General features: G+C 63.8%; 9 protein-coding genes. 5 read left to right on the forward strand and 4 right to left on the reverse strand.

Features of this window, described 5'->3' with window-relative positions; genetic code table 11:
* Positions 1–81 precede the first annotated feature (81 nt).
* Both ABE456_RS26950 and ABE456_RS26955 read right to left on the reverse strand, forming a co-directional pair.
* Positions 82–213, reverse strand: a complete 132-nt coding sequence (locus ABE456_RS26950; protein ID WP_346646638.1) for a hypothetical protein — start codon at positions 211–213, stop codon at positions 82–84.
* Between the two features lie 139 nt (positions 214–352).
* Entirely contained in the window at positions 353–3,232 is a 2,880-nt protein-coding gene (locus ABE456_RS26955) for a ribonucleoside-diphosphate reductase subunit alpha (RefSeq protein ID WP_346646639.1), read from the reverse strand.
* 829 nt (positions 3,233–4,061) lie between these two features.
* On the opposite strand from ABE456_RS26955, the gene ABE456_RS26960 reads away from it, so the two are divergent.
* Positions 4,062–4,760: a response regulator transcription factor gene (locus tag ABE456_RS26960; protein WP_346646640.1), complete on the forward strand. Its 699-nt coding sequence runs from the start codon at positions 4,062–4,064 to the stop codon at positions 4,758–4,760.
* Positions 4,757–6,364 carry an ATP-binding protein gene (locus tag ABE456_RS26965; RefSeq protein WP_346646641.1) on the forward strand — a complete coding sequence of 536 codons (1,608 nt, stop codon included), beginning with the start codon at positions 4,757–4,759 and terminating at the stop codon, positions 6,362–6,364. Before ABE456_RS26960 ends, ABE456_RS26965 begins: the two co-directional genes overlap by 4 nt.
* A gap of 3 nt (positions 6,365–6,367) precedes the next feature.
* Here the strand turns inward: ABE456_RS26965 and ABE456_RS26970 are convergent, their stop codons facing one another.
* Positions 6,368–7,069: a 4'-phosphopantetheinyl transferase superfamily protein gene (locus ABE456_RS26970; protein WP_346646642.1), complete on the reverse strand. Its 702-nt coding sequence runs from the start codon at positions 7,067–7,069 to the stop codon at positions 6,368–6,370.
* 177 nt (positions 7,070–7,246) lie between these two features.
* A complete protein-coding gene (locus tag ABE456_RS26975; RefSeq protein WP_346646643.1) occupies positions 7,247–8,038 on the reverse strand; it encodes a dienelactone hydrolase family protein in 792 nt (263 codons plus the stop codon).
* 129 nt (positions 8,039–8,167) lie between these two features.
* Between ABE456_RS26975 and ABE456_RS26980 the strand changes: the two genes are divergently transcribed.
* The 3 genes from ABE456_RS26980 to ABE456_RS26990 all read left to right on the forward strand — a co-directional run bounded on the left by ABE456_RS26980 (position 8,168) and on the right by ABE456_RS26990 (position 10,944).
* Entirely contained in the window at positions 8,168–8,773 is a 606-nt protein-coding gene (locus tag ABE456_RS26980; RefSeq protein ID WP_346646644.1) for an outer membrane beta-barrel protein, read from the forward strand.
* A gap of 150 nt (positions 8,774–8,923) precedes the next feature.
* Positions 8,924–9,601: a response regulator gene (locus ABE456_RS26985; protein WP_346646645.1), complete on the forward strand. Its 678-nt coding sequence runs from the start codon at positions 8,924–8,926 to the stop codon at positions 9,599–9,601.
* Positions 9,598–10,944, forward strand: coding sequence for an ATP-binding protein (locus ABE456_RS26990; RefSeq protein WP_346646646.1), 1,347 nt, complete (start codon positions 9,598–9,600; stop codon positions 10,942–10,944). The genes ABE456_RS26985 and ABE456_RS26990 overlap by 4 nt, the downstream gene beginning before the upstream one ends.
* The last annotated feature ends 85 nt before the right edge of the window (positions 10,945–11,029 follow it).

Here is an 11,029-nt window from a genome sequence, read left to right on the forward strand (position 1 = left end):
GAATTGCAGCTTCGCAGCATGAGTCGCCGGGGCAGCTTCGCGGCCCTATCGCGACACAAGGCCGCTCCCACAATGACCGCGTTAGCTGCGTGGGTTATGCAGCGTTTCGACTATGTGTGTCTTGGGGTGCTTGCGTGCCTGCTCCACCGAGGTGAAGCGGCCGGTTTCAGCGTTGCGACCAATCTTGCGTGATGCCAGTTTTTTCCGCGCCATGGGCTTACATCCTTTTTTGAGAGGTCCTGTTCTTTTACCGAGCCGCGCGAGCGCTGGGCAAAGGGCAAGGTTTCTCCGGGGCGCGGATGCAAAAATGCCGCGCGGGGCACCCATGGGCACCCCGCGCGGCATTCAGGCCTTACTGGCAGGCTTCGCAGTCAGGCTCGTCGATCGCGCAGGCCTTCGGCACTGGCGCTGGGCCGGCAGCCTGGACCGGGGCGCTGTCGCCACCGCTGGAAACGGCGTTGAGCTTGCCGGTGTTGATGGTCGACTTCTCGGTGCTGGTCGCGGCCAGGGCACGGAGGTAGTAAGTGGTTTTCAGACCACGGTACCAGGCCATGCGGTAGGTCACGTCCAGCTTCTTGCCCGAGGCGCCAGCGATGTACAGGTTCAGCGACTGAGCCTGGTCGATCCACTTCTGGCGACGCGAGGCAGCGTCGACGATCCACTTGGTTTCAACTTCGAACGCAGTGGCGTACAGGTCTTTCAGCTCTTGCGGGATACGCTCGATCTGCTGCACCGAACCGTCGTAGTACTTCAGGTCGTTGATCATGACCGAGTCCCACAGGCCGCGGGCCTTCAGGTCGCGAACCAGGTACGGGTTGATCACGGTGAACTCGCCCGACAGGTTCGATTTCACGTACAGGTTCTGGTAGGTCGGCTCGATCGACTGCGATACGCCAGTGATGTTGGCGATGGTCGCGGTTGGCGCGATGGCCATGATGTTCGAGTTACGAATACCTTTCTGCACGCGGGCACGCACTGGCGCCCAGTCCAGGCTCTCGTTCAGGTCGACGTCGATGTACTTCTGGCCACGGGCTTCGATCAGGATCTGTTGCGAGTCCAGCGGCAAGATGCCCTTGGACCACAGCGAACCCTGGAAGGTCTCGTAGGCGCCACGCTCGTCGGCCAGGTCACAGGAAGCCTGGATGGCGAAGTAGCTGACCGCTTCCATCGACTTGTCGGCGAACTCGACGGCCGCATCGGAGCCGTACGGAATGTGCTGCAGGTACAGCGCATCCTGGAAGCCCATGATGCCCAGGCCGACCGGGCGGTGCTTGAAGTTCGAGTTACGCGCTTGCGGCACCGAGTAGTAGTTGATGTCGATCACGTTGTCGAGCATGCGCACGGCGGTGTTCACGGTGCGTTGCAGCTTGGCGGTGTCCAGCTTGCCATCGACGATGTGGTTCGGCAGGTTGATCGAGCCCAGGTTGCAGACCGCGATCTCGTCCTTGTTGGTGTTCAGGGTGATCTCGGTGCACAGGTTCGAGCTGTGGACCACGCCCACGTGCTGCTGCGGCGAACGCAGGTTGCACGGGTCCTTGAAGGTCAGCCATGGGTGGCCGGTCTCGAACAGCATCGACAACATCTTGCGCCACAGGTCTTTGGCCTGGATGGTCTTGAACACCTTGATCTTGTTGTACTCGGTCAGGGCTTCGTAGTACTCGTAGCGCTCTTCGAAGGCCTTGCCGGTCAGGTCGTGCAGGTCTGGCACTTCCGATGGCGAGAACAGGGTCCACTTGCCGTCATCGAAGACACGCTTCATGAACAGGTCAGGGATCCAGTTGGCGGTGTTCATGTCGTGGGTACGACGGCGGTCATCACCGGTGTTCTTGCGCAGCTCGATGAACTCTTCGATGTCCAGGTGCCAGGTTTCCAGGTACGCACATACAGCGCCTTTGCGCTTGCCACCCTGGTTCACGGCAACGGCGGTGTCGTTGACCACTTTCAGGAACGGCACGACGCCCTGGGATTTACCGTTGGTGCCCTTGATGTAAGAGCCCAGTGCACGGACCGGGGTCCAGTCGTTGCCCAGGCCGCCAGCGAATTTCGACAGCATGGCGTTGTCGTGGATCGCGTGGTAGATGCCCGACAGGTCGTCCGGCACGGTGGTCAGGTAGCAGCTGGACAGCTGCGGGCGCAGGGTACCGGCGTTGAACAGGGTCGGGGTCGAGGCCATGTAGTCGAACGACGACAACAGGTTGTAGAACTCGATCGCACGGGCTTCCTTGTCTTTCTCTTCCAGCGCCAGGCCCATGGCCACACGCATGAAGAATACCTGCGGCAGCTCGAAGCGCACGCCATCCTTGTGGATGAAGTAGCGGTCGTACAGGGTCTGCAGGCCCAGGTAGGTGAACTGCTGGTCACGCTCGTGGTTGATCGCCTTGCCCAGTTTTTCCAGGTCGAAGTCGGCCAGGGCAGGGTTCAGCAGTTCGAACTCGATACCTTTGGCAACGTAGGCCGGCAGGGCCTTGGCGTACAGGTCGGCCATCTCGTGGTGGGTGGCGCTTTCGGCCACGTTGAGGAAGCCCAGGCCTTCGGCGCGCAGGGTGTCCATCAGCAGGCGGGCGGTGACGAACGAGTAGTTCGGCTCGCGCTCTACCAGGGTACGGGCGGTCATCACCAGGGCGGTGTTGACGTCCTTGATGGCCACGCCGTCGTACAGGTTTTTCAGGGTTTCGCGCTGGATCAGGTCGCCATCGACTTCGGCCAGGCCTTCGCAGGCTTCGCTGATGATGGTGTTCAGGCGGGCCATGTCGAGCGGCGCCAGGCTGCCATCGGCCAGGGTGATGCGGATAGTCGGGTGCGGCTCGACCACCGCGTCGGCGTTGCTGCGGGTAGCGCGTTCTTTGGCGCGCTGGTCGCGGTAGATCACGTAGTCGCGGGCGACTTTCTGCTCGCCGGCACGCATCAGGGCCAGTTCGACCTGGTCCTGGATTTCTTCGATGTGGATGGTGCCACCCGATGGCATGCGACGCTTGAACGTGGCGGTAACCTGCTCGGTCAGGCGCGCGACGGTGTCGTGGATGCGCGACGAAGCGGCGGCGGTGCCGCCTTCAACTGCGAGGAACGCCTTGGTGATGGCCACGGTGATCTTGTCGTCGGTGTAGGCGACGACAGTGCCGTTACGCTTGATCACGCGCAGTTGGCCGGGGGCGGTGGCAGCCAGATCCTGGTTGGAATCGGCGGCCTGCGGCACCTTGGCCTGCGGGTTCTCGCGAGTTGTGTCGGTTTGCATGGGTGGGTGTCTCCACAGTTTCTATATTGTTCAGGCGCCTTTTGGGCGCCCACCGTTCCGTCCACTTGCTCGATAACCTCGCGGGGATGCGCAATGCATGCGCATCCGCCCGCGCGGGCGTACCGACTTCGGGACAGACTCAGGAATAAAGGGCAATGGCTTGCCGCTCCCTGGCCGAAGTCAAAGGTTCTGGGCTGGGCCCAAAAACTGTTGCTGATGGATGCCAGGCCTGGCCTGCCACACCCATACCCGAACAAGGCCCTGGAAGGGCTTGCCTCGGTCGCCTCCGCAGGAGCGGTATGGCTGCTGAAATCACCTGAAGTTCAACCGGAAAATCGCTTGATTTTGCGGGTTGACTTTTGTGTGTGATTTTGCACGAACCCCTATATCTAGTGGTTCGCTGCGATCGGGATACAAGATAATGCGGTATTGGGGGCTTTGCAAGGCGAGCGCCTGTGGATAACTTGTGCGTACTTTGTGAGTGAATGGTGGGTATTCGCTGTAGGCCTTGTGCCAAGTGGTGTGCAGTATTTTTCTGCGTTTTGCCGCCCCTGGGCAGTTTTTTTCGGGCGCGAACCCTATCACAAAAAACGGTTCAGTCGACGGGGCTGCGGGCGGGTTGGCAGTGCTTATGGTGGGACGTAGTATCCGGCTGTGATGTTGCTTTTTGGTTAAAGGGTTATGTTGCCTGTGCCGGCCCTTTCGCGGGCACGCCCGCTCCCACAGGTATTGTGCAGGCCTTGAAAACTGTACGGTCCCTGTGGGAGCGGGCGCGCCCGCGAAGAGGCCGGTACAGGCAACAGAAAAACAACAAGCAAAGGCCAAAGCCATGGACCACCCCACCCCCCGCATCCTCATTGTCGAAGACGACCAGCGCCTGGCCGACCTCACCGCCGAATACCTGCAAGCCAACGGCTTCGAGGTCAGCGTCGAGGGCGATGGCGCCCGTGCGGTACGGCGCATCGTCGATAGCCAGCCCGACCTGGTCATCCTCGACCTCATGCTGCCCGGCGAGGACGGCCTGAGCATCTGCCGTCGGGTGCGCAGCCAGTACCCCGGCCCGATCCTCATGCTAACTGCCCGCAGCGATGAACTCGATCAGGTCCAGGGCCTGGACCTGGGGGCGGACGATTACGTCTGCAAACCCGTGCGCCCACGCCTGCTGCTGGCGCGTATCCAGGCCCTGCTGCGCCGCAGCGAAGCGCCAGACAGCAAGCGCCAGGACCTGGCCTTCGGTGCGCTGCGCATCGACAACCGCCTGCGCGAAGCGCGCCTGGGTGAGCAACTGATCGAGCTGACCGGCGCCGAATTCGACCTGCTCTGGCTGCTGGCCAGCAATGCCGGCCGGGTGCTGACACGCGAGCAGATCTTCACCGCGCTGCGCGGCGTCGGCTACGACGGCCAGGACCGCTCCATCGACATCCGCATCTCGAAAATTCGCCCGAAGATCGGCGATGACCCGCTCCAGCCACGGCTGATCAAGACCTTGCGCAGCAAGGGCTACCTGTTCGTCGGCGAGGCGCCATGAACAACTCGATCTTCCTGCGCATCTATGGCGGCATGCTGGCCGTGCTGGTGCTGGTGGCCCTGCTCGGCGTGCTCAGCCTGCACCTGGTCAATGAAGTACGCGCCGCCCAGCACCGCGAGGGCCTGGCCCAGGGTACCTTCAGCCTGATGGCCGACAACCTGGCGCTGCAGAACGAGACCGAACGCAAGCGCTCGTTGCTGATCTGGGAGCGCTTGCTCGGCGTGCCGCTGACGCTGCAACCCATGACTGCACGCACCCTCGACGGCGGCCAGCGGGCGCGGCTTTATCGCGGCCTGGTGGTGGTCGAGAAGACCGGCCCGCACGCCGCCCAGGTGCTGCGCAAGGTCGGCCAGGAAGACCTGATGCTGGTTGCACAGATCAAACAGGTCAGCGAGCAGCTGGCGCGGGCCACCCTCTATCTGTTGGCCGATGAACTGGTGCGCTATCCGGTAAGCGAGCAGCAGCAGCGGCTGGAGCAGATCAAGCGGGACAAGGGCTTTGGTTTCGGGGTTGCCCTGCAGCGCATCGAGCGGGTCAGCCTGGATGACGACCAGCGGCGCCGGGTAGAAGAGGGCGACACGGTCATGGCTTTGGGCAGGGATGGCGATTCGATCCGCGTGTTCGCCGGGCTGGCCGGCTCGCCGTGGGTGCTGGAAATCGGCCCGCTTTACCAGCTCAATCCTTATCCGCCGCAGTTGTTGATCCTGATTGCCTTCCTTGGCCTGTGCCTGATCGGCCTGGTGGTCTACCTGCTGGTGCGTCAGTTGGAGCGGCGTGTGTCGGGCCTGGAGATTGCCGCCACGCGCATTGCCCAGGGCAGCCTGGACACCCGCGTGCCGGCCGGCGATGCCGACTCGGTAGGGCGCCTGGCAGCGGCCTTCAACGGTATGGCCGAGCACCTGCAGCGCTCGCTGACCATGCAGCGTGAGCTGGTGCGGGCGGTTTCTCACGAGCTGCGCACGCCGGTGGCGCGCCTGCGTTTTGGCCTGGAGATGATTGAAAGCGCCACCACCGAGCAGGCCAGGGCCAAGCACCTGGCGGGTATGGACGGGGATATCCAGGACCTCGACAAGCTGGTCGACGAAATGCTGACCTACGCCCGCCTGGAGCAGGGCGCGCCGGCCTTGCAGTTCCAGCGGGTCGACCTGGATGCCTTGCTCGACCGGGTGATCGAAGAGCTGGCACCGCTGCGTGCCGAGATACGGGTGGTGCGTGGCGATTGCCAAGGGGCCGATGCTGATGGCGCCTGGGCCGAGGCCGAGCCACGCTATCTGCACCGGGCCCTGCAGAACCTGGTGGGCAATGCCATGCGCCATGCTGAGTCCGAGGTGCGCCTGAGCTACCAGCTGGGGCAGCAACGCTGCCGCATTGATGTGGAGGACGACGGCCCAGGGATCCCCGAGGGGGTCTGGGACCGCATTTTCACGCCGTTCACCCGCCTTGACGACAGCCGCACACGGGCATCGGGCGGGCATGGCCTGGGCCTGTCGATCGTGCGGCGGATCATCTACTGGCACGCGGGCCGGGCCACGGTGGGGCGCAGTGCCGCGCTGGGCGGTGCCTGCTTCAGCCTGAACTGGCCACGGCAACAGGCACCGCTGTAAGGGTCAGACGCTGATCAGGCTGAGCAGGTGGCCGTCCTGCAGGCAAAACTGGCCTTGCAGCTCTGCGCCATGCTGCCACTGCGGCGACAGGTTGGTGAGCAGGCGCAGGCTGGCCAGGCCATCGGCGGACCATCCCAGCACTTCGGCGTGCTCAAAATAGAAGCGCTGGCGGGTCAGTGGGTAGAGGGTCTTGAACAGGCTTTCCTTCAATGAGAAGGTCAGGGTCACCGTAAGGCCGAGTTGGCGGCGGTCCAGGCGTTCAAGCTCCGCCGGGGTGAGGATTTCGCCCATCAGCCGTTCGGCACGTTCGTCATCCAGCAGCGCTTCCTGGTCCAGGCCCAGGCCTTGGCAACTGCCTTCGGCGGCTACCACGGCGGCGGCCCAGCCTTTGCCGTGGGTGATCGAGCCATGGATACCGGCGGGCCAGACGGGTGAGCGGTCCTCATGGCTGCCGGGCACGTAGTCGCGGCCGTCCAGGCGTTGCAGTGCGGCGCGGGCACACACGCGGCCGGCCAGGTACTCGGCCTGGCGCTTGGCCACCGAGCGCTGCAGGCTGGCACTTGGCACGATGCCGGCGCGCTGGAAGTCGTCGGTGGCCAGGCGGGCGGGGTCGAAGGCACAACTGACCAGCACCGCGCCAGGCAGTGGGCGGGGCAGGGGCCAGTGGTGCTGGAGCGGGGCGCAGCAGGCGGGGAGTGTGTTCATGGGGGCTATTGTGCCAGCCGCAGCAGCGGTGTGGGAGGTGGGATCGCAAGGGGCTGCTTTGCAGCCCATCGCAGGCAAGCCAGCGCCTACAGGTACAGCGCACGCCTCAGGTTTTGCGCGGTCCTTGTGGGAGCTGGTTTGCCTGCGATTGGGCCGCGAAGCGGCCCCCAGCGCTCTTTATTTGAACACTTTCTTGAAGAACGCCTGCATATCCGCCCACGAGCTCTCATCCGCCGCCTTGTTGTAGGCAATGTCCGGCCCACCATGCTCGCCATGGCTCAAGCGGTCCGAATCCGGGTTGGTAAACCCATGCTTGGCCCCTTCAATGCTGACGAACTGGTAGTTGACCTTGGCTGCATCCATTTCTGCCTTGAACGCAGTCACCTGCTCCTCAGGCACCATGCTGTCCGCGGCCCCGTGCTCGACCAGGATATCCCCTCGTACAACGCCGGGCTTGGCCGGTGTCTCCGTGCCCAGCGGGCCATGGAAGCTCACCACGCCGTCCAGTTTCTCCCCTCGGCGAGCGGCGTCGAGTACCACCTTGCCACCAAGGCAGTAACCCACTGCCCCCAACTGGTGCTTGTTGGTGTTGGGCTGCAGCTTGAGCAGTTCCAGGCCAGCATCGAAGCGCTGCTCCGCAGCCTTCGGGTTCTTCATCGCCGCCGTCATGAACGCCTTGGCGTCGGCAGGGTGCTCGGTGTGCTTGCCGTCGCCATACATGTCGATCGCCAGCGCGTTATAGCCCAGCGCCGCCAGGTCGCGGGCGCGGCGCTTGGCGTAGTCGTTCAGCCCCCACCATTCATGCACCACGACGATGCCGGGGCGCTTGCCCTCGACGGCGTCGTCGTAGGCGTAGTAGCCGACCAGGCGGTTACCGTCGGCGTCCTGGTAGGGGATCTCGCGGGTTTGTACCGCCGCTTGGGCGAGGGCGGCGCTGCACATCAGGGTCACGGCCAGCAGGGCACGCATGGTCATTACTCCTTGTTCTGCAAACGGTTCGTTCAGCTGGGGTTCAGCCAGGGTTCAGTCGCGGTTCAGGGTGCCCTGCTTACTCTAGCTTCCAGACCGAAACAGCGCACCCAACTGGAGTATCCAGCCATGAAAACCTTCAACACCCTGCTTGCCGCCATGGCCGTTTGTGCCGCTGGCATCACTAGCGCCCAGGCCGCCGACGACAACTTCGCCAGCCTGACCTACGGCCAGACCAGCGACAAAGTTCGCAAGTCCGGCCTGCTGCAGAGCAACACTGACCACCTCAACGCCGACGGCATCATCGACAAGGATGGCACCTGGGGTGTGCGGGTGGGCAAGATCAATGATCAGGGCCGCTACTACATGACCTACGACAACGTCTCCGGTGACCACAGCGGCCTCAAGCTGCGCCAGGAAAACCTGCTGGGCAGCTACGACCTGTTCTTGCCGGTGGGCGATACCACCAAGCTGTTCGGCGGTGGCAGCCTGGGCGTGACCAAACTCACCCAGGACTCGCCAGGTGCCAGCCGTGATACCGACTACGGTTATGCCTACGGCCTGCAGGCCGGGGTGATCCAGGACATCACCGACAAGGCCTCGGTCGAACTCGGCTACCGTTACCTGCGCACCAACGCCGCGACTGAAGTGGGCGCACATGGCGGGCCGAAGGACGGCACTCTGCGCTTGACCAGCAGCGCACAGACTTACCTGGCTGCTACCTACAAGTTCTGACGGGCGAGCCGGGTTATCCTGTACCGGCCTCTTCGCGGCTAAAGCCGTTCCCACAGGGACTGCGCAGGTTTCAACAACTGCGCTATCCCTGTGGGAGCGGCTTTAGCCGCGAAGAGGCCGGCACAGGCAATAGATGAAAAGGAGCTGCACATGAAACTGCTGGTGGTCGAGGACGAAGCCCTGCTTCGCCATCACCTCTACACCCGCCTGGGCGAAAGCGGCCATGTGGTCGAGGCCGTCGCCGATGCCGAAGAGGCGCTGTACCAGGCCGACCAGTACCACTTCGACCTGGCCATCATCGACCTGGGCCTGCCCGGCATCAGTGGCCTGGAGCTGATCACGCGCCTGCGCAGCCAGGACAAGACCTTCCCCATCCTCATCCTCACCGCCCGTGGCAACTGGCAGGACAAGGTCGAGGGCCTGGCTGCCGGGGCCGACGACTACCTGGTCAAACCGTTCCAGTTCGAGGAGCTTGAAGCGCGCCTGAATGCCCTGTTGCGCCGCTCCAGCGGCTTCACCCAGTCGACCATCGCCGCCGGCCCGCTGGTGCTCGACCTCAACCGCAAGCAGGCCACCCTCGACGAACAGCCGCTGGCGCTGACCGCCTACGAATACCGTATCCTCGAATACCTCATGCGCCATCACCAGCAAGTGGTGGCCAAGGACCGCCTGATGGAGCAGCTGTACCCAGGTGACGAGGAGCGTGACCCCAATGTCATCGAGGTGCTGGTCGGCCGCCTGCGCCGCAAGCTTGAGGGCGAGCAGGGCTTCAAACCGATCGATACCGTACGCGGCCTGGGCTACCTGTTCACCGAGCGCTGCCGATGATCCGCTCGCTGCGGGTGCGCCTGATGTTGGCAGCCGCAGTGCTGGCGCTGCTGTTCATGCTGGCGCTGCTGCCGGCCTTGCAGAAGGCCTTCAGCCTGGCCCTGCAGGAGTCGATCGAGCAGCGCCTGGCCTCGGACGTGACCACGCTGATTTCCGCCGCGCGCATCGAGCATGGCCAGTTGCAGATGCCGACGCTGTTGCCGGACGAGCGCTATAACCTGCCGTACACCGGCCTGCTCGGCTACATCTTCGACCGCGACGGCAACCTGGTCTGGCAGTCGCGGGCCACCGCCGACCGGCACATCAACTACCGCCCGCGCTACGACGGCCGCGGCAACGAATTCGCTCGCATTCACCAAGCCGACGGCGAAGAGTTCTTCGTCTATGACGTCGAGATCAAGCTGCTGGGTGGCCAGAGCGCTGCCTACAGCATCGTCGCCCTGCAGCCCGTGAGCGAGTACAAGGCCACACTCAATGGCCTGCGCGAAAAGCTCTATCTGGGCTTTGGCGCTGCCTTGCTGGCGCTGTTGGTGCTGCTGTGGGCTGGCCTGACCTGGGGCCTGCGCTCGTTGCGCCGGCTAAGCCATGAGCTGGATGAAGTGGAATCGGGTGCACGTGATGGCCTGAGCGGCGAGCATCCCCGTGAATTGCTGCGGCTGACCCGCTCGCTAAACCGCCTGTTGCGCAGTGAGCGTGAGCAACGCACGCGCTACCGCGATTCGCTGGATGACCTGGCGCATAGCCTGAAAACCCCGTTGGCAGTGTTGCAGGGGGTAGGCGAAAGCCTGCAGCAGCGCGGCGGCGAGCGCGAGCAGGCGCGGGTGCTGCAAAGCCAGATCGAGCGCATGAGCCAGCAGATCGACTACCAGCTGCAACGCGCCAGCCTGCGCAAAAGTGGCCTGGTACGCCACAGCGTGGTGCTGCGGCCGTTGCTTGATAGCTTGTGCAGCACCTTGGCCAAGGTTTATCGGGACAAGCAGGTGAACGTGGCCTTGGAACTGCCAGAGGCGGCGCAAGTGCCGATGGAGCAGGGCGCGTTGCTGGAACTGCTCGGCAACCTGCTGGAAAACGCCTACCGCCTGAGCCTGGGCCAGGTAAGGGTGAGCCTGGAGCAGGTACCGGGGCGGTTGACCTTGTGCATCGAGGACGACGGGCCGGGGGTGCCGGCCGATCAGCGTGAACGTATTTTGGAGCGTGGCGAGCGGCTGGACAGCCAGCACCCGGGGCAGGGCATCGGCCTGGCGGTGGTCAAGGATATTGTCGACAGCTATGACGCCGAGTTGAGCCTGGGAGATTCGCCGCTGGGCGGCGCAGCGTTCAGGATCACCTTCAACCTCGAGTGATTCGTAGCCTGTGCCGGGCCCGTAGCGGGCCCCCCCCCCACAACACCCGGCCCAGGCCAACCCAAATAGAGGAATAACCCCCCAC

This window comes from Pseudomonas sp. TWI929, from assembly GCF_039673335.1.
In the GTDB taxonomy this organism is placed as follows: domain Bacteria; phylum Pseudomonadota; class Gammaproteobacteria; order Pseudomonadales; family Pseudomonadaceae; genus Aquipseudomonas.

Coding starts and splice junctions, on each gene's coding strand:
- ABE456_RS26960 (WP_346646640.1), top strand. CDS start 4,062: ATGGACCACCCCACCCCCCGCATCCTCATTGTCGAAGACGACCAGCGC.
- ABE456_RS26970 (WP_346646642.1), bottom strand. CDS start 7,069: ATGAACACACTCCCCGCCTGCTGCGCCCCGCTCCAGCACCACTGGCCC.
- ABE456_RS26985 (WP_346646645.1), top strand. CDS start 8,924: ATGAAACTGCTGGTGGTCGAGGACGAAGCCCTGCTTCGCCATCACCTC.
- ABE456_RS26980 (WP_346646644.1), top strand. CDS start 8,168: ATGAAAACCTTCAACACCCTGCTTGCCGCCATGGCCGTTTGTGCCGCT.
- ABE456_RS26950 (WP_346646638.1), bottom strand. CDS start 213: ATGGCGCGGAAAAAACTGGCATCACGCAAGATTGGTCGCAACGCTGAA.
- ABE456_RS26990 (WP_346646646.1), top strand. CDS start 9,598: ATGATCCGCTCGCTGCGGGTGCGCCTGATGTTGGCAGCCGCAGTGCTG.
- ABE456_RS26965 (WP_346646641.1), top strand. CDS start 4,757: ATGAACAACTCGATCTTCCTGCGCATCTATGGCGGCATGCTGGCCGTG.
- ABE456_RS26975 (WP_346646643.1), bottom strand. CDS start 8,038: ATGCGTGCCCTGCTGGCCGTGACCCTGATGTGCAGCGCCGCCCTCGCC.
- ABE456_RS26955 (WP_346646639.1), bottom strand. CDS start 3,232: ATGCAAACCGACACAACTCGCGAGAACCCGCAGGCCAAGGTGCCGCAG.